General features: G+C 62.6%; 20 protein-coding genes and 3 riboswitches. Of the genes, 9 read left to right on the top strand and 11 right to left on the bottom strand.

Going from position 1 to position 20,603, the window contains the following annotated elements:
- Positions 1-20: 20 nt before the first annotated feature.
- Together RF641_RS12480 and RF641_RS12475 are read left to right on the top strand one after the other, a co-directional pair.
- Entirely contained in the window at positions 21-230 is a 210-nt protein-coding gene (locus RF641_RS12480) for a hypothetical protein (protein WP_146956067.1), read from the top strand.
- A gap of 199 nt (positions 231-429) precedes the next feature.
- Positions 430-2,715, top strand: coding sequence for a 5'-nucleotidase C-terminal domain-containing protein (locus RF641_RS12475; protein WP_424573310.1), 2,286 nt, complete (start codon positions 430-432; stop codon positions 2,713-2,715).
- Between the two features lie 79 nt (positions 2,716-2,794).
- On the opposite strand, the gene RF641_RS12470 is transcribed toward RF641_RS12475, so the two are convergent.
- From RF641_RS12470 to RF641_RS12430, 9 genes are all read right to left on the bottom strand, one after another.
- On the bottom strand, positions 2,795-3,118 hold the full coding sequence (locus tag RF641_RS12470) for a putative quinol monooxygenase (RefSeq protein ID WP_113607595.1): 324 nt from the start codon (positions 3,116-3,118) through the stop codon (positions 2,795-2,797).
- A 139-nt stretch (positions 3,119-3,257) separates the two neighbouring features.
- Complete coding sequence (locus RF641_RS12465) at positions 3,258-3,662, bottom strand: VOC family protein (RefSeq protein WP_053797240.1); 405 nt, start codon at positions 3,660-3,662, stop codon at positions 3,258-3,260.
- 432 nt (positions 3,663-4,094) lie between these two features.
- Positions 4,095-4,502 carry an MmcQ/YjbR family DNA-binding protein gene (locus RF641_RS12460; RefSeq protein WP_047118100.1) on the bottom strand — a complete coding sequence of 136 codons (408 nt, stop codon included), beginning with the start codon at positions 4,500-4,502 and terminating at the stop codon, positions 4,095-4,097.
- Between the two features lie 103 nt (positions 4,503-4,605).
- The gene (locus RF641_RS12455; protein WP_047118234.1) at positions 4,606-5,022 is read right to left on the bottom strand and encodes a CoA-binding protein; all 417 of its coding nucleotides are present in this window, start codon (positions 5,020-5,022) and stop codon (positions 4,606-4,608) included.
- Between the two features lie 96 nt (positions 5,023-5,118).
- Positions 5,119-6,537 (bottom strand): NtaA/DmoA family FMN-dependent monooxygenase, encoded by a 1,419-nt coding sequence (locus RF641_RS12450; RefSeq protein ID WP_424573309.1) that lies wholly within the window; start codon positions 6,535-6,537, stop codon positions 5,119-5,121.
- Between the two features lie 2 nt (positions 6,538-6,539).
- A complete protein-coding gene (locus RF641_RS12445) occupies positions 6,540-7,763 on the bottom strand; it encodes an acyl-CoA dehydrogenase family protein (RefSeq protein ID WP_424573308.1) in 1,224 nt (407 codons plus the stop codon).
- 108 nt (positions 7,764-7,871) lie between these two features.
- Positions 7,872-8,747, bottom strand: coding sequence for a MetQ/NlpA family ABC transporter substrate-binding protein (locus RF641_RS12440; RefSeq protein WP_053797237.1), 876 nt, complete (start codon positions 8,745-8,747; stop codon positions 7,872-7,874).
- A 35-nt stretch (positions 8,748-8,782) separates the two neighbouring features.
- Positions 8,783-9,493, bottom strand: coding sequence for a methionine ABC transporter permease (locus RF641_RS12435; RefSeq protein WP_082344606.1), 711 nt, complete (start codon positions 9,491-9,493; stop codon positions 8,783-8,785).
- 21 nt (positions 9,494-9,514) lie between these two features.
- The gene (locus RF641_RS12430) at positions 9,515-10,312 is read right to left on the bottom strand and encodes a methionine ABC transporter ATP-binding protein (protein ID WP_053797236.1); all 798 of its coding nucleotides are present in this window, start codon (positions 10,310-10,312) and stop codon (positions 9,515-9,517) included.
- 87 nt (positions 10,313-10,399) lie between these two features.
- Positions 10,400-10,491: riboswitch (SAM riboswitch) on the bottom strand.
- Positions 10,492-10,904: 413 nt separating this feature from the next.
- Between RF641_RS12430 and RF641_RS12425 the strand changes: the two genes are divergently transcribed.
- From RF641_RS12425 to RF641_RS12395, 7 genes are all read left to right on the top strand, one after another.
- Positions 10,905-11,573 (top strand): heme oxygenase (biliverdin-producing), encoded by a 669-nt coding sequence (locus RF641_RS12425; protein ID WP_424573307.1) that lies wholly within the window; start codon positions 10,905-10,907, stop codon positions 11,571-11,573.
- Positions 11,574-11,667: 94 nt separating this feature from the next.
- The gene (locus RF641_RS12420; RefSeq protein WP_424573306.1) at positions 11,668-12,531 is read left to right on the top strand and encodes an SDR family oxidoreductase; all 864 of its coding nucleotides are present in this window, start codon (positions 11,668-11,670) and stop codon (positions 12,529-12,531) included.
- 141 nt (positions 12,532-12,672) lie between these two features.
- The gene (locus RF641_RS12415; RefSeq protein WP_424573305.1) at positions 12,673-13,179 is read left to right on the top strand and encodes a sigma-70 family RNA polymerase sigma factor; all 507 of its coding nucleotides are present in this window, start codon (positions 12,673-12,675) and stop codon (positions 13,177-13,179) included.
- Positions 13,176-13,862, top strand: a complete 687-nt coding sequence (locus RF641_RS12410; RefSeq protein ID WP_424573304.1) for an anti-sigma factor family protein — start codon at positions 13,176-13,178, stop codon at positions 13,860-13,862. The genes RF641_RS12415 and RF641_RS12410 overlap by 4 nt, the downstream gene beginning before the upstream one ends.
- A gap of 69 nt (positions 13,863-13,931) precedes the next feature.
- The gene (locus RF641_RS12405; protein ID WP_113607585.1) at positions 13,932-14,459 is read left to right on the top strand and encodes a COG4315 family predicted lipoprotein; all 528 of its coding nucleotides are present in this window, start codon (positions 13,932-13,934) and stop codon (positions 14,457-14,459) included.
- A gap of 186 nt (positions 14,460-14,645) precedes the next feature.
- The gene (gene ggt, locus RF641_RS12400; RefSeq protein WP_424573303.1) at positions 14,646-16,469 is read left to right on the top strand and encodes a gamma-glutamyltransferase; all 1,824 of its coding nucleotides are present in this window, start codon (positions 14,646-14,648) and stop codon (positions 16,467-16,469) included.
- Between the two features lie 207 nt (positions 16,470-16,676).
- On the top strand, positions 16,677-17,207 hold the full coding sequence (locus RF641_RS12395) for a hypothetical protein (RefSeq protein WP_424573302.1): 531 nt from the start codon (positions 16,677-16,679) through the stop codon (positions 17,205-17,207).
- Between the two features lie 94 nt (positions 17,208-17,301).
- Here RF641_RS12395 and RF641_RS12390 read toward each other — a convergent pair whose 3' ends face one another.
- On the bottom strand, positions 17,302-18,720 hold the full coding sequence (locus tag RF641_RS12390) for an LLM class flavin-dependent oxidoreductase (protein ID WP_047118113.1): 1,419 nt from the start codon (positions 18,718-18,720) through the stop codon (positions 17,302-17,304).
- 62 nt (positions 18,721-18,782) lie between these two features.
- Positions 18,783-20,093 carry an acyl-CoA dehydrogenase family protein gene (locus RF641_RS12385; protein WP_424573301.1) on the bottom strand — a complete coding sequence of 437 codons (1,311 nt, stop codon included), beginning with the start codon at positions 20,091-20,093 and terminating at the stop codon, positions 18,783-18,785.
- A gap of 49 nt (positions 20,094-20,142) precedes the next feature.
- Positions 20,143-20,233, bottom strand: a riboswitch (SAM riboswitch).
- Positions 20,234-20,499: 266 nt separating this feature from the next.
- Positions 20,500-20,602: riboswitch (SAM riboswitch) on the top strand.
- Position 20,603 lies beyond the last annotated feature (1 nt).

The raw sequence follows: 20,603 nt of genomic DNA, 5'->3' as shown, positions 1-20,603 counted from the left end.
CGACAATTCAAGGGTGCACGATGAAGTCACGGTTGCTCGGCGTAGTACTGCTGCTGGCCAGCGTCTGCATTTTCGTGCTCGCGCTGGACAACTCCCAACGCTCTCTGGCAACCACCTGCTGGGTCACTTCAACCCTGATGTTCATTGCGGCAGCCATGCTGCTCCTCAGCGGCATCGTCGGATCTTCCTCGGTGACCGCCGGAGATCCACGACGCAAGCGCCAGCGCTAAAGCCTCCGACTCTTTTTCACCGCATGCCCTGCCGCATCGGCAGGGCATGCGGCATTTCCAGTGATGCAACCCACCGAACAGGACTCTTGCTGCACAAAAAGATCTGTTTTATACGTGAAATTTACGTTCAAGCATCGACAGGTTCACCTTCATGGGATAAACATGAGAGAAGTCACACGCTTAACTCTGAGGAGAATCTATGCCTGCGCTCAGGCGGATCAAGAACATTTCGCTGACTTCCCTGGCTACCGCATCCTTGGTTGCGGCCGGTTGCGCGGTAGCCCAGGCCGCAACGGTGGCAGAGCCAGCTGCCGAAACTTTCACCCTGGACATCTTGGACATCAATGATTTCCACGGGCGCATCGCTCCCAACAGCGACTCTGCCGGCGCAGCAGTCCTGGCAGGAGCAGTCGACGAACTGCGCGCGCAAAACCCGAACACCTTGTTCGTCTCAGCTGGCGACAACATCGGCGCCTCGACCTTCGCTTCGGCCTCGCAGGACGACAACCCGACCATTGACGCGTTGGCCGCGGGCGGGCTCGATGTTTCCGCGGTAGGCAACCACGAATTCGACAAGGGATTCGACGATCTCAGTGGCCGCGACAGGCGCGTCATCAACCGCTACGCCACTGCGTCGGGGCAGGAAGGTGAAGATTTCGCCCTTGGAGCAAATGTGTATGAAAAGGGCACCAAGATCCCAGCCCTGCGCGAATACGCGATTCGGGAAGTCAATGGCATCAACGTCGGTTTCATCGGAACCGTGACCGAAGATGTCCCGTCATTAGTCACTCCCACAGGTATCAAGGACCTGGCGTTCGGCAACGAGCTCGAAGCGGTCAACCGCGTCGCCAAGCAGCTTTCCGACGGCGACACGACCAACGGCGAAGCATCTGTCATTGTCGCGTTGACCCACAACGGCTCGGAAAGTACCACCTGCGAAGCTATCGCCGCAGAGAAAACCACCTACGGCGAGCTGGTCCGTGGTGCCAGCGAGCAAGTGGACGCCATTGTGTCCGGCCACACCCACCAGGGGTACAAGTGCGATAACATCGCAGGGCCCACGGGCACTAAACGTCCGGTCATCCAAGCCCACCAGTACGGCACAACCCTGGGCAAGATCTCCCTCGTGGTCGACCGAACCAGCGGTGAAGTGACCAGCTTCTCGACTGGGCTCTTGCCACTGGCAACTGAGGACGAGGCCGGCGACTGGAAGCCAAACTACACCGCGAACGCAACAGTACAAAACATCGTGAAGAAGGCGGTGGCGGATTCCGAAGAAGTCGGCAACGTGAAGGTCGGAGAAATTTCCGCCGATATCCTGCGCGGTGGCAAGAAACCGGGATCCGACCGCGGTGTGGAATCCACGCTGGGCAACACTGTAGCAGACATCCACTTGTGGGCCACCTCGAATGAGGACTTCGCCGGAACTCCGGCGCAGATTGCCTTCATGAACCCGGGTGGCCTGCGCGCAGACCTGGTGTATGCGAAGGCCCCGAAGGTTCCTAGCGACAAGGACGGCCAAGTTTCCTACAAGGAAGCCGCCGATGTGCAACCGTTCGCCAACACGCTGATCACCTTCGAAATGACCGGTGCGCAGGTACGCGAGGCGCTGGAACAACAGTGGCAGCCGGAGGGCTCCGAGCGGTCCAAGCTGCATCTGGGCATCTCCGAGGGTCTGTCCTACACCTACGTCGAGGACGCACCTCGCGGGGAGCACATCAAGGACATCACCTTCAACGGCGAACCGCTGGACGAAGCCGCCACCTTCCAGGTTGCAGCAAATGCGTTTTTGGCCGCTGGCGGCGACAACTTCGCGGCCTTCGCCGAGGGCACGAACCACGCCGACTCCGGGCAGATCGACCTGGAGGCCACCGTGAACTACTTCAAGTCCCACGACGTCGTCGACCCGGCCCCGCTGGGCCGCGCGATGGTCGCAGGCACCGACTGGGCCCAGATCGAGCTTTCCGCCACCGAGGCGGAAGCCGGCCAGGACATCGAGGTCACCATCACCGGGCTGGAGGAAGGCGCTCAGATCACCGCGTCGGCCTTCGGAGGCGAGCTGGAGATCACCGACATTCCGGCGGCCGATGCGCAGGGAAGCACCACGTTCACCCTGCCGATCGCCGAAGATACCGAGGCCGGCGACTACGAGCTGCTGATCTCGCAGGTGCAGCGCGAAAGCATCTCCACCACGTTCACCGTGGTGGCCGCCGAGCCGCCGGCCAGCCCGACGCCTTCGGAAAGCGCATCGCCCACTGCAAGCCCGTCCCCGACACAGACTCCTGACGAGTCGGGCGAGCCGACCAGCTCGGCCACGCCGACAGCTTCGGCCACCCCGACGGACAACGGCAACCAGAATGACCGTGATGACCTGGCGCAGACTGGTTTCAGCGCATCCTGGATCGGCATGGCAGCCGGGGGCATCGTCCTGCTGGGCATCCTCCTGTTGCTGGTACGCCGCTTCGGAAACAAGAACAGCCACTAGGCTGATCGCCGCACCAGCTGCGTAGAGCGAAGGCGCGGACCCCTGACGGGGTCCGCGCCTTCAACGCTTAATGAGTGAATTAGTCGATGACCAGTTCGCCCATGGCGTCCCAGTCCTCGCCGTCGACCTTGCGGGAGACGATCTTCGGGGTGGTTACCAGCAGCGGGCGCATGGACTCCAGGCCGGCTGCGAAGTGTGCGGAGTTGACGTGGGCGCCAGCGGCTTCGTCATCGCGGAATGCCTCGACGAGCACGAACTCGTTGGGATCCTCGACGCTGATCGACCAGTCAAACCACAGGTTGCCTTCTTCGGCGCGGGTGGCCTTGGTGAACTCGGCAACGTGGTCCATGAAGCTGTCGGTGAATTCTGGCTTTACCTGATATTTAACAACGATGAAGTACATGCTTCCAGTCTATTGATCCACCGGCGTTTTGGGCCCTTCAGCACATGTATTCTTGGTCCCTTTGGCGAAACCGTGGTCCACAGGTCCCGGCCAGAACCTTCTCCGGAGGCTGGCAAGAAGGCATGAGGCAGATAGGGGCTTAAGTGGTCGGGCCGGCCTCGTCCTTCATCCAGAACGGAGAATAGTGGTATCCGTCCGGGTCGTCGAACTGCCGCTGGTACATGAACGGATAGTCATCGGTGTCGCCGATTTTTCCTCCTGCGGCTCCAGCTCGCTCGACCAGCTCGTCGACCGCTTCGCGGCTGCCCAGGTCGAATGACACCGTGACCTTCGAGGGCGTATCGGGCCCGCCGATAAGTTCTTCCACGCCTCCGACACTCGCATACATTTCACGGCTGCCGAGCATGACATACTGATCAGCCGAGATCGCAAAACAGGCGACCTCGTCGCTGGACATCTCGGAGTTCAGCGTCCAACCGAGGGCTGTGTAGAACGCAGTGGCCCGCTCGACGCTCTGGACGGGGCACGTAATGAACAGGCTCATGAATCCATGGTTCTCATTCGACGATGCGCTGTCAATGCCCCGCGTCGGCTCGCCTCAAGCATCCGCGAAGGCTCCGGTCCCCGACCTGGACTCAGGCCCCAGATTCCCGGAAGCAGGACCATGCGCCGCAGGCCCGGTGCCTTGGATAGAGGCGTCCGGCCCGGGCGATGCCGAAAGCAGGAGCCGCTTGTTTCTATTTGCAGGTAGCAGCCTGGGCAAATATAGGTAGTGAATGATTGAGCCGTATATTGAATTCCAAATTCATCCTGACAAGACTGAATTTAGGATGGCGCTTGCAACCATCCATTGTTGCCGGGGCGGCGCAAATAATCCCCCAAGTTATTTGTGCGGCAGCGAGGCTCTCCACTTACCCCCAATACGGTGGAGAGCCGCCCCTCCCGATACTTTTTGCCTTGCCGGCTTGGCCGGCATTCACCAGGAACGGCGGATGACTTCCTTGTCCCGGTTCGGCATTCCGTCGACGACCAGATCATAGGAGTCCTCGATGAGCTCGCGCATGGTTTGCTCGTCCAGCCCCATTCGCACCGAATTCCAGTGCTTCTTGTTCATGTGATATCCCGGGGTGATCTCCGGGTGCTCGCTTCGCTGCTGGTCAGCCAGCGCGGGTTCGCATTTCAGGTTCAGCAGCAGTTCGCCGTGCAGGTGCATGATCAAGGCAAACAGCTTGCCGTTCTCCCGGTCCCTGCCGGCGACCTTGAAGACTGTCGTTTCCGGCCCGAACGGATGGTCTTCATAGGCGCGGGGCATCTGCAGGCACAAGGCCCGCCAGGCATTTTCCGTGCGTTCCTTGTCGCTATGCGACGATCCATTGCCCGACATTGTGAGCTCCCCGGTTCCCTCAACGATCCACGTTTCGGAGCCAACGGTATCAGCCTGAATCGGCTTCGTGCTGGGCTATCGGCGCCCCGACGATACCGGGTCGCTAAATACGCGGAAATTCGATCATGGGGCAGGTGTCCATGACGACGTCCAAGCCGGCAGCAGCTGCCCTCTGTGCCGCGCTCTGGTCTATCACCCCTAGTTGAAGCCAGATTGCCCGCGCGCCGACGGCAATTGCCTGGTCGACGACGTCGCCGACTTTCTGCGAATTGACGAAGCAGTTCACCACGTCGATCGTGCCCGGGATCTCCGCCAGCTTCTCGTAACCGCTCCGGCCGAATACCGACTCCCCGGTGAGCGACACCGGAATGATTTCCATGCCCAGCGAGTCCTGGAGGAAGCGTGCGACCGAAGGCGCAACGCGCCGCGGATTGTTGGTCAAGCCGACAACTGCCCAGCGGCCTCGATTTGTCAGCAATCGCCGGATGACTGCGGGATCGTTTACGTGGTTGGTGCCCATGTGCGCAACGATACCGCCGTTGCCGGTGAAAGTCTGCGGATCAGGAAATGGCAGGCAGATCCCCTCCCAGTTGCATCTGCCTGCCAAGCTCTGTTGCTAGCCCTGGTACTGCAGGCTGGCCTCGGAATTTGCGGCCGAGTATTCGGTGAAGGCGCCGCGGTACTGGGCTGCCGGATGGTTTGCCGGGAGCTTGTCCCCGCGTCCGAAGACCTTTTGCCGCAGGCTTCCCGGCGCATACTCGCTCTGCGCCAGGCCGCGGTGGCGCAGCTCCGGAAGGACGCCTTCGATGAAGTTGTCGTACGAGCCGGGCAGCACGTGGTTCATGATGTTCAGCCCATCGATCCCGGCATCCTGCCAGCGCTCCAGCTCGTCGACGATCTGTTCCGGGGTGCCCACGATCTGCTGGGCCTTGGCCCGGTAGTTCGCCAGGTCGCGCAGGGTTGGATTGCGTCCCGGGGTCGAGGCCAGTACCGCTTCCAGCACGCCCTGGGCGCCTTCGGTCTTCACCGCGCCCAGTGGAGTGTCCAAGTCCAGCCCGCCGAGGTCGACGCCGATGCCTCCCCCAATATGGGCAACGATGGCCTCCAGGTCTAGATACTGGTCGTATTCCGCTTCCAGGGCCTTGGCCTCTGCTTCGGTGGAACCGACCACGAAGGAGAGCCCTGCGAAGACCTTGATATCCGTGCGGGTGCGGCCGGCGGCTTCGAGGTTGCCGATCAGCTGGGCGTTTTTCTTGGCCACGTATTCCGGGTGCGGCGCAAACAGGAACGTCGCCTCCGCATGGGTGGCGGCGAACTGCGAGCCGCGCGGCGAGGACCCCGCCTGAAACAGGAACGGGGTGCGCTGGACGCTGGGCAGGGCCAGGTGCGGCCCGTCGATCGAGTACAGCTGGCCGCGGTGGTTGATCTTGTTGACCCGGGCCGGGTCGGCGTAGATGCCCGACTCCTTGTCTGCCTTGAGCGCATCGTCCTCCCAAGAGCCCTCCCAGAGCTTGTAGGCGGCTTCCACGTACTCCTCGGCCCAGGCGTAGCGGTCGTCGTGCGCGACCAGGTTGTCGCCGCCGAAGTTTCGGTGCGCGTTCTCCAGCACGCTGGTCACGATGTTCCAGGCCACGCGGCCGTTGGACAGGTGGTCGAGCGTGGAGGCCTGGCGGGCGAACTGGAACGGGTGCGCCTGCACCACCGAGCTGGTCATGGCCAGCCCGATGTCGCTGGTGGTGGCGGACAGCGCGGAGAGCAGCACCAGCGGGTCCTGGCTCGGAACCTGCAGCCCCTTGCGCACCAGCGAGGCCCAGCCGCCCTCGTGGTCGCCGTACAAGCCCACCACGTCGGCGAAGAACAGGCTGTCGAACTTGGCGTCTTCCAGCTTCTTGGCCAGCTCCACCCAGAGCGCCAGCTCGTTGAACTTGTGCTGCTCGGCCTGAGGGTGGCGCCACATGCCGCCGAGGATGTGGCTGGAGGTGTTCATCAGGAAGGCCGAGAGCAGGAAGCGCGGCCGCGAGTCGAAGGTTCCCATGGCTACTTGGCTCCCTTGGCTTCGCCGATCGAGTGCAGTCCCGTCGGGATGGTTCCGTTGATGAAGTAGTCGCCCACCGAGCGGGCCTTGAAGGCGACCGGGTTGTGGGTGGCGACGGTGCGGGCATTGCGCCAGAAGCGGTCAAGCGACTTGGAGGTGGAGACCGCCGAGGCGCCGGTGACGTCGAAGAGCTCGCTGGTGGCGTCCAGGACCAGCTTCGGGGCCGCCACGTGCGCCTGCTGCACCGCGAGCTCGGCGCGCAGGAAGGCGGCCTCCGCATCCAGTCCGAGGCTCGGGTCCAGCGCGGCGTCCAGGTCTCGGGCCGCCGACACCACAATCGATTCCGCGGCGAAGACGTTGGAGGCCAGGCGTCCCACAAGCTCCTGGATCTGCGGGTCGTCCTTGAACAGCGCGCCGGAGCCGGTGTTGAAGGTGCGGGTGCGGGTGGCGACGATCCGGGCGGCTTCGTTGCGGGCGGCCTTGCCGATGCCGACCAGCACCGAGAGCAGGCACAGCTGGAAGAACGCGGGCTCCAGGGTGGAGGCCACCTTGCGCTGGATGATGTTCTGCTCGTCCACCGCGACGTTGGTGAAGATCGCGGTGCCGGTGCCGGTCAGCGGCTGGCCGAAGCCGTCCCAGTCGTCGAGGATCTCAACGCCCTGGGCGCGGCGGTCGACCACCGCGTACTGGCGCCCCTCGACGCCGTCCGTGGTCGCCATGACAACTACCCAGTCAGCGAAGATCGAGCCGGTGGTGTAGTACTTCTCGCCGCGCAGCACCCACCCGGCATCGGACTTGACGAGCTTGGTGTTGGTGCTGCCCAGCGCGTTGCCGCCGCGCTCGGTGGCGGCATTGCCGAAGATCTCCCCGGCGAGCACACGCGGGAACCAGCGGTCCTGGAATTCCTGCGGCTGCAGCGCGATGGTTTCAACGAACGAGAAATGGCTGCGCAGCAGGTGCGACACATTGGAGTCGGCGGCCGACAGTTCGATGAGCAGGCGGAAAAGATGCTCATGGCTGACCGGATCCCCGCCGTGGCTGGCCGGAACGCGCAGCGTGGTGAATCCGGCGTCCTTCAGCCACTGGACCTGCTCGAAGGGCAGGATGCGCTGCTGTTCGCGTTCGCGAGTGCCTTCGGCGATGCGCGCGAATACCTCGCTGAAGCGGGCCGAGAGCTGCTGGTAGGCGGCTTCGCTGCCAACTAAATCAGTTGCTTGCAGGCTCATTTCTCTCCAAAAACTAGTGGCGACTTGTTGACGCTCATAAATCCTGCTAAAAAGAGGGCTCGTTCGCTCTCGAGCTGAGACGGATGGGGAACGAGCCTCGATCGAAAATTACTTATTCCACGTCGCGAAGTCGGCCTTCCAATCGCGATCCCAAGGGGTGGTCAATGCGCCATCAAGGTAGTTCTTGTACCAGTCGCGGACTTCATCAGAGTGGTAGGCAGCTTCAAGTGCTTTGCCTTTTTCCGTGTCCATGAATCCCGGCTTGGCCGCAACGAGGTTGATATACGGAAGGGCTTCTTCTTCTTTTTCAAAGAGCAGCGCATCTTCAGGAGTCAGGCCAATTTCGGCTCCAAGGCGGGCAAACAAGAATCCGGCATCAACGTCTGGCAGGGTTTTCGACAGAGACTGCTGATCCACCTCGACGAAACTGAAATTCTTCGGATTCTCCAGAATGTCTTTCTGCGACAAATGGATGACGCTCTTTCCCTCGGTAACCTTCAAAAGCCCTGCTTTGTCCAAGAGGGCCAAGGCCCTGCCATTGTTTGCGGGGTCTACAGGCAACGCAATCTTTGCCCCGTCCGGCAGTTCAGATGCCGACTTGTATTTCGACGAATACACACCAGCCGGCGAACTGTATGTGTAGAACGCAGGTTCAACATCCACATTCTGATCCTTTTTGAACTGCTCAAGATAGGCTCCGTGCTGGAAGAAGTTCGCGTCGTATTCTCCGTTGGAAACCACATGGTTAGGCTGAACGATGTCGGTAACGTATGTGGCTTCCAACTTCCAACCCTGCTGTTCCAAAATCTTCTGAGCGATCTTGGTTGGTTCCTGCGAGGGAGCTGATTCCGTAACGATCATCTTGATCGTCTTATCGTCGGAGGATGCGGCGTTTCCACCGGATAGCCCGCAGGAGGTTAGTCCCATGACTGCCACTGCACTAGCTGCCAATGCCAGGAATGAACGACGAGTTGTTTTCTGCATGATTTGATCTCTATTCGAAGACTGAGGTTTGTTGGTTAGCGCTTGTCTGCGCGTCGCGAGAACGTGGTTCCCAAAAGTTGAACTGCATGAACCATGAGGATCATGAGAATGATCGCAATGAGCATGACTCCGGTTTCATATCTGTAATAGCCGTAGCGAATTGCAAAGTCCCCGATGCCACCGCCGCCTACAAGTCCGGCCATTGCTGAGTAAGAGATAAAGCTGACGGTCATGATCGTCATGGAAGACAGGAGAGCCGGTTTAGCTTCGACTAGGAGGACATCTCTGATGATTTGTCCTCGTGTTGCACCCATTGCCTGTGCTGCTTCGACAACGCCTGAACCGAGTTGAGTGATGTTCTGTTCGACGAACCGAGCAAAATAAGGGATAGCGTTGATGGTAAGTGGGACGATCACCGCTGCCGTGCCAACGGTTGTTCCTACAACGAATCTGGTGAATGGAATGATCGCGATAAGCAAGATCAGGAACGGGAACGACCTCAGAGTGTTCACGATCCCGTCGACTACTCGATGCAGTCGCGGCCGCGGACGCAATCCATTGGGTGACATGGAATATAGCCAGATGCCTAATGGAGTTCCTATCAGAACTGCAAGAGGGATCGAGACAAGGAGCATCGCTAGCGTTTGCGCAATAGCAGTCCAAATTTCGGGTGCCAGTTCAGCTACTCGCTCGATGGTGAAGCTTGATACCCCTTGAGTGGTCAGCAGTACATTTAGGTTGTTCATCAGTTTCTTCTCCCTTTCGATCTAGGCGAAGACCGATGTTGCAAGCTCATTGGTTTTGTTCCTGCGCTGCAGGCTAATTTCATCGCTAATCAAATAGCGGCCAATTGAAGTTTGTGGTTCAAAACCTGGTTCCTTCAGACTTCTCAGCTCAAATTCTTCAACTACTGAACCGTCTTCCATGACCGACACTTTGTCTGCAATTGCCTTAATGACGTTCATTTCGTGCGTGACGATAATTGTCGTGATCCCGAGATTGGCATTGATGTCGCTGAGGTATTGCAGCACCGAAGCGGTCGTTCGGGGATCAACCGCGCTAGTGGGCTCGTCGCAAAGCAGAATTTTCGGTTCCGTAACCAGCGCCCTTGCAATCGAAATCCGTTGTTTTTGGCCTCCAGATAGCTGGCCGGGATAGGCCGATGCTTTGTCGGACAGGTCCACAACACTGAGTGCTTCCAACGCTCGCTGGCGCCGTTCCCTTTTTGGGACGCCCTGGAACTTCAGATTAAGTTCAACATTCTGAACGGCTGTTCGGTTGTTCAGCAGATTGAAATGCTGGAAAATCATTCCGATCTGATGCCGCTGTGCGCGCAGTTCCTCTTCATTGAGTGACATCAGGTCGATACCTTCGACCAGCACCTTCCCTGATGTCGGTCTTTGCAAGAGGTTGATATTTCGCAGCAATGTGGATTTACCGGCCCCAGAGAACCCGATAATGCCATGGATACTGCCCTGTGCAATGTCAAGATTTACGTTCTTGACGGCGGTAAATTTGTTTTCCCCTTCGCCAAAGGTTGTCGTCACGTCTTGCAAGTGGATCATGTTCGCTCCTTACTTCGTCTTAAGGCGGAGCATTCTTCCCTGCTTTGCGATTGATTAACACGATCGTCAGCATCGAGAAGTAAAAGATCTCCATCGGTCCGGGCCTTAGCACCGCTTCCGCTGTCGGGTGGTTGCTGCGACGTCAACGAGCCAGGTCTCTCAGTCGCTCTGGATGGTGTGGTGTCCAATTTCTTGAACAATTTCAGTGTCGAACACGGAGTTGAATGTGACCAAGCGTGACGTAAGTAAAACGTCATGAAACCCAGCAACGGTTATCAACGCTCTTGAAACGAGTCATTTTGCACGTCACAAAGCGTCTTGTGACGATTCTTGTCGACAGCTCTGACAAATTCTTGACTCGGCACCAGGACGCAAGATCTGTTGCGGCTCCATGGGTGAAGGAGCTAGTGGGGCAAAATCGCGATATCAGCGACCACGGCCTGCCGCTTCCCAAGCCGATGCGTCCGCCGTCCGGTGAACACGGAAATCACCGTCTGCTGCGGAATGGAACAACCCTCGATTGGAACCGGAAATTAGGTTAGCCATAATAAGCAATTTCGCCATTCCAATCGCGCTAAGAAAGACGGGCAACATGACCGCCACCGACGCAACACAGTTTTCCGCCCGGCTTCGCAGCGTCACCCAGGAAGATCACCACGCCGCAGAATCCAGCGACTTCATCACCACGCTGATGGGCGGGGAACGCTCGGCACGCGACTACATGCTGCTTATTGCCCAGTACCACTACATCTACGGTGCGTTGGAAGAGGAAGTCCGGGTGCTTGCCGCGGATCCGGAACTTCGCCAAATCTTCGACGCGGCACTTGAACGCAGTGGGCAGATTGCAAAAGACCTGGATGTCCTGCTGCCGGCCCACGGGTTGAAGGAGATCCCCGCGGCGTTGCCGGCCACCGAGGCCTACGTTGCGGCAATCCGCGCCTCGGCGGCGGAACCGGCGCGCCTCGTCGCCCACCACTACCTGCGCTATCTGGGAGACCTGTCCGGCGGCCTAGCCATCGGAAAGCTCGTATCCCGCCACTATTCCATTCCCGATGAAGCATTGAACATGTGGAAGTTCGAGGCCATCGACAAGCCAAAAATCTACAAGGATTCCTACCGCGACAAACTCGATGTTTTCGGGGCGAACACCTCGCATGCCGAAGCGGTGCTGGACGAGGCGAAGCGCGGGTTCCAGTGGAACAAGTCGATCTTCGAGGACCTGCTGAAGGCAAGCGCCAGCGAGCTGAGCGCCGCATCCTAGGTTTTCGGAAGTTCTGCACTGACCTGCCACCGGCCGCGGGAATGCCTTCGGCCGGCACGTCGTTGGCAACGGTAACCGTCAACGGAGGAAACTCATGAAGATCGCAGTCGCCGGAGCTACCGGAAAACTCGGCACCCTCGTTATCGATGCGCTGTTATCCCGGGACGCCCCAGCGGGCAGCCTGGTCGCGCTCGGCAGGTCCCCGCAGAAACTCGCCGCCTTGGCAGCCAAGGGCGTGGAGACCCGCGTCGCCGACTACAACGCGGCGCACACGCTCGTCGCGGCCCTCGAAGGCGTCGACAGGCTGCTGCTGATTTCCGGCAGCGACGTGGGACACCGGATCCCGCAGCACGAGAACATCATCAATACCGCCCGTCGTGTTAACGTGTCGCTGATCGCCTACACATCCATCGCCAACGCGCGCACCGGCCAGCTGAAGCTGGCCGCCGAACACGTGGCCACCGAGGACCTGCTGGCAGGATCCGGGATCCCCTATGTCCTGCTGCGCAACGGCTGGTACACCGAGAACTACACGGACCAGCTCATGGGCTACCTCAACAGCGGGGTGATCCTCGGCGCGGCGGGCGAGGGAAAAATCAGCGCCGCCACCCGCGCGGACTTCGCCGAGGCTGCAGCGGCCGTCCTGCTGGATGAGCAGGTTGCCGGGGGAACCATCTACGAGCTCGGCGGAGACAAGTCCTTCACGCTCGGCCAGCTGGCCGGAGCGCTCGGCGCCGCCACCGGGCAAGAGGTCACCTACCGGGATCTGGACCCGCAGACCCTGGCCGGCATCTACGAACAGTCCGGAATTCCCAAGGTTTACGCCGAGATCCTGGTGGACACCGACGTGCGTATCCGCGACGGCGCCCTTGAGGTGCACGGCTCGGACCTCGCCCGGCTGATCGGCCGCGCACCCACCCCGCTGGGCAGGGCCATCAAGCAGGCCCTGAACAGATAGGCACGGCGCCTTCGGCCCCGGCGAGCGCACGCCGGCTGATTGCGGATATCCTTGGCCTGGATTGAACGAAATGCCCGATTCGCTCGTGTATCAGGCATGAGCGAGAATCAACTCGGAAAATCCCGGCCGCGAAAGGGGCGCGTGACAACCAGCGATGACGCCACCCTGCGGCTGCTGCATGAAAGATACGCGCAGCCGCTGTGGCGTTATGTCTTCTCGCTGACCAGAGACTCGTACCAGGCGGAGGACATCGTCCAGGAGACCCTGCTCAAAGCCTGGAATTCCCCGCGGATTCTCGACGAACCGGTGGAAGAGGTCCGCGGGTGGATGTTCACGGTGGCCCGCAACCTGGTGATCGACCAGTCCCGCAGCGCACGCTCACGGCATGAACGCAGCATCGAACGGCTGCCTGATCAGCCCGCCGCGGATCACGCCGACCAGATTTTCGACGAGATCCTCATTCATGACGCGCTCGCTGCGCTCAGCGAACCGCACCGGCAGGTGGTGGTGCTGGCCTACTACGGCGCCTGCAGCACGCAGCAGATCGCAACGGAATTGGGCATCGCGGACGGAACCGTGAAGTCCCGGCTGCACTATGGGATGAGGGCCTTGAAGCTGGCCCTCCAGGAACGGGGAGTAATACGATGAGCGAGCATGAGAAGTTCGCCCAATGGGATGCCGCCTATGTGCTGGGCGCGCTGGAGCCGGCCGACCGCCGGCTGTTCGAAGAGCACCTGGAGAACTGCGAACGCTGCCAGGGCGCCGTATCCGAGCTCAGCGCGCTGCCGGGCTTGCTCTCGCGCGCGCACGACCCGGAAGAGGTGACGGCCCTGGTGCCGCAGCCCCCGGCGGACCTGTTCGAGAAGACCGCCCGGCGCGCGGCCTCCGCGCGCCGGCGCCGCGGCACCCGCATGATCCTGCTGGCCGCGGCCGCCGTCGCCGTGATCCTGGGCATCGGCCTGCCGTTCCTGCTGCGCCCGGCCGCTCCCGGACCGGTGCTTGCCCTGCAGCAGGTTGCCGAGCAGTCGCTGAGCGCCGACGTCGGCTTCGAGTCGGTGGCGTGGGGCACCCGGCTGAACATCGACTGCGACTATCCCGCAGGCTACGAATTCGGCGACGCCAACGGCCCGTGGTCCTACGCGCTGCTGGTGACCGACACCAAGGGAAGCACCATGCAGGTCGCCACGTGGAAGGCAGTGCCCGGCAAGAAGATCACCCTCCAAGCCGCCACCTCGCTGCCGGTCGACCAGATCGCCGAGGTGACGGTGAAGACCCTGGCCGGACTGACGGTCCTGCAGTCGCCGATGGACAAGAATTTGCTGGATCAGTGAACCGGGACGGGCTGCGCCTCGTGTAGCAGGCAAGCCGCTCACGCGGACACCACGAGAAAGGCACAGCTCATGAAATCGTCACTGAAGTCCTGGTGCGCAGCAACCTCAGCCGTCGTGGCCCTGGCATTGGCCCTGACCGGATGCGCGAACGACTCGGGATCCACCGATACCGCTTCCCCCTCCGCCGACGCCCAGTCCAGCGCCGTGTCCTCCGCCCCGGCGGAAAGCAGCCCGAGCGGCGACATGGGTGCCGCGTCCCTGGCGCTCGCCGACTCCTCGCTGGGCAAGATCGTGGTCGATGGCAAGGGCATGACGGTGTACCAGTTCGACAAAGACACCCAGGGCGCCGATTCCTCGGCCTGCACCGGACCCTGCGAAGACCAGTGGCCAGCGGTCCCGGGCGGAACCGATGTCACGGTTGACGGGGTCACCGGCAAGACCGGCACCATTACCGGGGTGAACGGCGAAAGCCAGCTGACGCTGGACGGGTGGCCGCTGTACTACTTCGCTGGCGACAAGAAGGCCGGCGACACCGCAGGCCAGGGCGTGAAAGACGTCTGGTGGGTGCTGGATGCCGCCGGCACCCCGATCAAGTAGCCGAAGCACGGACCGGCAGGACGCCCGGGGGCACGCCGCGGTGCGTGCGCCCGGGCGTTTCCATGCCCGCGGCCGGTTTAATAATCGGCCGAAATCAGCATGTGGCGCGTGTCACGCGGCGCTGGAATGATGTTTGTCCCGTACATTGGCGCATACTTCATCCCCATCTTCTGAGGAGATTCAGGTATGTCACGACCACGTATCCGGGCCCTTGCCTGCGCCGCAGCGCTGGCCCTAGGACTGGGAGCAGCATCCGCAGTACCGGCGAGCGCCGATCCCAGACAGACCGAGAAGGACCCCGTCGCCCAGGGCAGCGGAGGCGCCGTCGCCTCCGTGGATCCGCAGGCCTCCGCGGCGGGAATCGAGATCCTGCGCAAGGGCGGCAACGCCGTGGACGCGGCGGTGGCCACCGCGGCGGCCCTGGGCGTCACCGAACCCTATAGCGCCGGCATCGGCGGCGGCGGGTATTTCATGTACTACAACGCCAAGACCGGAAAGGTCAGCACCATCGACGGGCGCGAGACCGCCCCGGCGGCCATGCCGCACGATGCGTTCATCGACCCGGCCACCGGCAAACCCTATAATTTCACCCCCGAGCTGGTCACCAGCGGCGCCGCGGTCGGCGTTCCGGGAACCCTGGCCACCTGGCAGCGGGCGCTGGACAACTGGGGCACCCAGGACCTGAAGAAGGTGCTGCAGCCGGCCATCCAGACCGCGTCGCGCGGGTTCGTGGTGGACAAGACCTTCCGCGAGCAGACGCTGGACAACAAGAAGCGCTTCGAGGCGTTCCCCGACACCAGCGAGCTCTACCTGCCCGGCGGGGATGCCCCGAAGGTCGGCAGCATCTTCAAGAACCACGACCTGGCGGCCACCTACCGATTGCTGGCCAAGAGCGGGCCGAAGGCCTTCTACCAGGGAGAGCTTGCGCAGCAGATCGCTGACACCGTCACCGCGCCGCCCAAGGGCCCTGATACGACCTTGCCGGTTCCGGCCGGCTTCATCACCGCAAAGGACCTGGCCGACTACACTGTGGTGGAGCAGGCGCCTACCAAGGTCGATTACCGCGGTTTCGAGGTCTTCGGCATGGCCCCGTCCTCCAGCGGCGGCACCACCATCGGCGAATCGCTGAACATCCTGGAGCAGTTCGACCTGTCGGCCATGCAGACCCCTGCCGCGCTGCACCACTACCTGGAAGCCACCGCGCTGGCCTATGCCGACCGCGGCAAGTTCGTCGGCGACCCGGCGTTCGTGGATGTGCCGACCAGGACCTTGACCAGCCAGCTCTTCGGCGCTGAACGAGCCTGCGCGCTGGATCCGACCCGTGCGGCCGTTAAGCCGGTGGCTCCCGGGGACGTCGAGAACTTCGACGGGTTGTGCCCGGCGGAAACCGGCGCACCGGTGGACGAGCAGGACACCGAGAACGTGTCCACCACGCACCTGTCGGTGGTGGACCGCTGGGGCAACATGGTTTCCTACACGCTGACCATCGAGCAGACCGGCGGGTCCGGCATGATGGTTCCGGGGCGCGGCTTCCTGCTGAACAACGAGCTGACGGACTTCTCCACGGTGTACAACCCCGAGGATCCGAACCGCATCGACCCGGGCAAGCGCCCGCGTTCCTCGATGTCCCCGACCATCGTGCTGCGCGACGGGCAGCCGGCGCTGGCCATCGGCTCGCCGGGCGGCTCGACCATCATCACCACGGTGCTGCAGACCCTGGTCAACCGCATCGACCTGGGTATGGACATCGGCCAGTCCATCGCCGCCCCGCGCGCCTCGCAGCGCAATACCACGGCGGTCACGGCCGAACCGGAGTTCATCACCGCCTACGGTTCCGCGCTGGAGGCCTTCGGCCACAAGCTGACCCCTGCCGGGGACTCGTTCACCCCGCAGGCTGAAATCGGCGCGGTGGCGGCCGTGGAGGTCGACTCCCACGGCAAGCTCACCGCGGCGGCCGAACCAGTGCGCCGCGGCGGCGGCTCCGCGATGGTGGTGAAGCCGGCCAAGTAGCCCGGCGGGCGCCGCCCGCTGCGCCGCTCCTGCGCCCCGTCCGGCCTGCGGACGGGGCACAGCGTTCCAAGCCACTGGCTGCCCGCGCAAAAAAGCTTGCGGGATGCTGAACCGGAGCGGGCTCTGTCTCGTGCTCACCTTGTACGGTTTTCCACGCTCCCGCCCTCGGCGCTGCGGGAGGAACCAGGACGAACAAGGAGCACGATCATGGGCAAGGCATTTTCGAAAGCCGCGGTCCTCACCGCAGCCTTGACGTTGGTTCTGGCCGGGTGCTCCGGCCCGAACGGTTCAGCCCAGGACAATCCAGGCCAGGGCAATTCCGGAACCTCGAACTACGGGGTGCCGAATACCGGCAGCAGCCCGGTGCCGAATCTCAAGCAGAACGGAGCGATCCTTGAAATGCGGCAGACCGAGCTGGGCAGCATCGCCACCGACCAGCGGGGCATGAGCATCTACCAGTTCGACGAGGACACGCAGAACTCCGGGGCTTCCTCCTGCACCGGCGGATGCCTCGACTTGTGGCCTCCGGTCCCCTCGGGCCCGGCCTCGCTGAGCGATGCCAAGGGCATCACCGGGAAGCTGGGCACCATCACCGGCGCCGATGGCAAGCCGCAGCTGACGCTGAACGGCTGGCCCATGTACTACTACGTTTCGGACAGCAAACCCGGAGACACCAAGGGCCAGGCGGTCAGCTACGTGTGGTGGGTCGTGGACAGCGCCGGCGTGCCGATCCACTGACCTGTGGCGCAGCACAACCGCTGGTTAACTGCCGACCGGCCCCGCCGCCCTTGACTGGGCTGCGGGGCCGGTAGGCCGTGCGGTAGTTCCGGGATCAGACCTGGGCGGCCAAGCGGTTGGAGACCTTGAAGGACGCCGCGCGGTGGGTGTCCTTGACGTGGTCGCCTGCGCCGAACAGCTTGTTGCGCAGCGAGCCGTCGGCGTACTCGGTCTTGTACGCGCCGCGGGCCTGCAGCTCGGGAACCACGTACTCGACGATGTCCTCGAAGGTGCCCGGGGTGATGGCGTAGGCCAGGTTGAAGCCGTCGACGTCGGTGTAGTTGACCCAGTCGATGAGCTTTTCGGCGACCTCGGCGCCGGAGCCCACGGTGATCGGGCCGAAGCCGCCCACGCCAACCCATTCGGCCAGCTGGCGCACGGTCCACGGGTTGCCCTCGTCGCCGCTGGCCTTCTGGAAGGTGGCCACGGAAGACTGGATGGCGTTGGACTTCACGTCGGCGCCGATGACCTCGTCCGGGTTGAAGGTGGACAAATCGATGCCCATCCAGCCGGAGATCAGCACCATGGCGCCCTCGATGTCCGCATAGGACTTGTAGTCCTCATACTTGGCCTGGGCTGCTGCCGAATCCTCGGCGGTGATGATGGTCTGCATCGCGAAGATCTTGATGTCGTAGCGGCCGCGGCCCGCGGCCTCGGCATGGTCGCGGATCTTGGTGACGGTGTCCTTGAGCATTTCGCGGGTCGGGCTGGTCACGAAAACCGCCTCCGCGTTCTGCGCGGCGAACTTCAGGCCGCGCGGCGAGGTGCCTGCCTGGTAGATGACCGGGGTGCGCTGGGTGCTCGGCTCGGTAATGGCGATGCCCGGAACCTTGAAGTACTTGCCATCGTGGTTGATCGGGTGCACCTTGGCCGGGTCGGTGTAGACGCCGGTTTCCTTGTCGGCCTGCACCGCGTCGTCTTCCCAGGAGCCTTCGAGCAGCTTGTAGACCACCTCGAGGTATTCGTCCGCATGGTCGTAGCGCTCATCGTGCTCCATCTGGTCTTCCTGGCCCATGTTGCGGGCGGCCGAAGGCAGGTAGCCGGTGACCACGTTCCAGCCCACGCGGCCGTTGGTCAGGTGGTCGAGGGTGGCCAGGCGGCGGGCGAAGGGATACGGGTGCTCGTAGGCGGTGCCGGCGGTGACGCCGAAGCCGAGGTTCTCGGTCACCGCGGCCATGGCGGAGACCAGCAGGAACGGGTCGTTGACCGGGGCCTGGGCGCCGGTGCGCAGCGGGGACTCGTTGGTGCCGTTGTACACGTCGTAGGTGCCCAGCACGTCGGCGATGAACAGGCCGTCGAACTTGCCCTTTTCCAGCACCTTGGCCAGGTGGGTCCAGTAGCCGATGGTCTTGTAGTCGGCGGCCTTGTCCTTCGGGTGGCGCCACAGGCCCGGGGACTGGTGGGCGACGCAGTTCATGTCGAAGGCGTTGAAGAGGATTTCCCGCTTCGCGTTGTGTGGCTGGTTCTCGCTCATGGATGTGCCCCTTGTTCGTGGTTGAGAAGTGGAAGTCTGGTGGGTGCGCGGCGCGGCGGCCGCTAGCCGGCGTGGTGCCCGGTGGGTGCGGCGAGGTCGCCGGTGACCGAGAGGCGCTGGGGCTGGACCCCGTTGATCTCGTAGTCCCCCACGATGCGCGCCTTGTAGATGGCAGGGTTGTGGGTGGCGATGGTGCGCGCGTTGCGCCAATGCCGGTCCATGTTGCAGCTGCTGCGGGTGGACGAGGCGCCCAGCCCGTCGAAGAGCTTGCTGGTGGCGCTGATGACCAGCGGCTGCACGATGGTCTGCGCCCGGTTGGCGGCCAGCTCGCAGACCGCAAATCGCTCCTCCGCGTTCAGCTGCGCGTCCTGCAGCGCGGCTTCGACCTCCAGCACCGCTCCGATGACCACCGAGTCCGCGGCGAAGACCTCCGCGGAGACCTCCCCCACCAGCTGCAGCACCTGCGGTTCGCGGTGCACCGGGACGCCGGTGCCGGTGGTGAAGCTGCGGGTGCGCGCCTGCACCGAGCTGCGCATGTCGTTCAGCGCCGCGCGGCCGATGCCTGCCTGCACCGCCATGAGCACCAGCTGGAAGATCGAGGCCTCGGGGTCGTTGGGATCCTCCGGCATGAAGCTGTCCACCGGCACCTGGTGGAACTCGGTGGTTCCGGTGCCGGTCAGCCCCTGGCCGAAGCCGTCCCAGTCGTCCAGGATCTTCACCCCGCTGTGCTGGGTGGAGACCACGGCGATCTGGCGTCCCGGGCGCTCCGGATGGGCCACCGCGACGGTGGTCCAGTCAGCGAAAATGGTGCCGGTGCAGTAGTACTTCTCGCCGTTGACCACCCAGCGGCCGTCGACCTGGCTGGCCTTGGTATTCAGCGTGCCCAGCGCGTTGCCGCCGCTTTCGGTGTAGGCGTTGCCGACGATCTGCCCGGCCGCGATGCGGGCGAACCACTTGGCCTTCAGCTGCTCGTCCTGCAGGCGCAGCACGTCCTCGACGAAGGCAATGTGCGCGCGCCAGAGCTGGCCGATATGGGAATCGGCCTCGGAAAGCTCGATGAGCAGGCGCAAGACGTCGCTGAGTCGGGCCCCGTGGCCGCCGTCGGCGACCGGCAGGCGCAGCGCCCCGAAGCGGTCGCGGTTCAGCAGGCCCACCTGCTCGAAGGGCAGGATGCGGTTGCGGTCGCGCTCCTTGGCGCCGGCGGCGATCTGGGCGAACACCGGACGGAAAATCGCTGCAAGGCGCTCGTAGTCTTCGTCGGCCCCCGGCCCCGGAGTCACCTTGAGCAGCTGGCGGGTCGGACGGTCTTCGGTGAACTCGTCGAGCTCCAGCGCATTGCCGGTGCCCGGGGTGCTCAGCGTGTTGAAGTCCACCTCAAAATCATTTTGGGGTGCGCCAAAAGACATAAAAAGTCCTCGATTCTTTCCATCGATCCTGGCGGTAGCACCGTCCCTGTCATGGGTGGTTGCTGCGGCGTCGTGGAGCCAGATCTCTCAGCCGCTCTGGATGGGTCGTAACCATTTGTAGCCGTAACAATCGGGCGGCTCCAAGCCCCGAAGTCATATTTCGTCGCTGAAAACGCACGGGTGGCAGGGGCTCGCGAGTGCCGATTGCCGCGAACCGCCGAAGATGACCCAAAGAAGAGGGGCAAAGATCGATCAAACCAACGCTCAATGAAATAAATAACGAAATATCCCACAGATTACGCGCTTACATCGAATATTTTTCATGTTACGCAGGATTTGCAATGAAATCGTTCGAATGCGTGTAATGGATGCGTAACCATCCCGAGCGGCCGAGAGATCTGGCTCTACGACGCCGCAGCAACCACCGTTGAATTCCCGGAATTCACGGCCGGTGCTACCGCCAGGACCGATGGAGAT

The organism is Arthrobacter sp. 'calajunan' (genome assembly GCF_046940185.1).
GTDB lineage: Bacteria > Actinomycetota > Actinomycetes > Actinomycetales > Micrococcaceae > Glutamicibacter > Glutamicibacter soli.
Note: the sequence above shows the minus strand (reverse complement) of the source record. Positions and strands in the feature narration are given on the sequence as shown.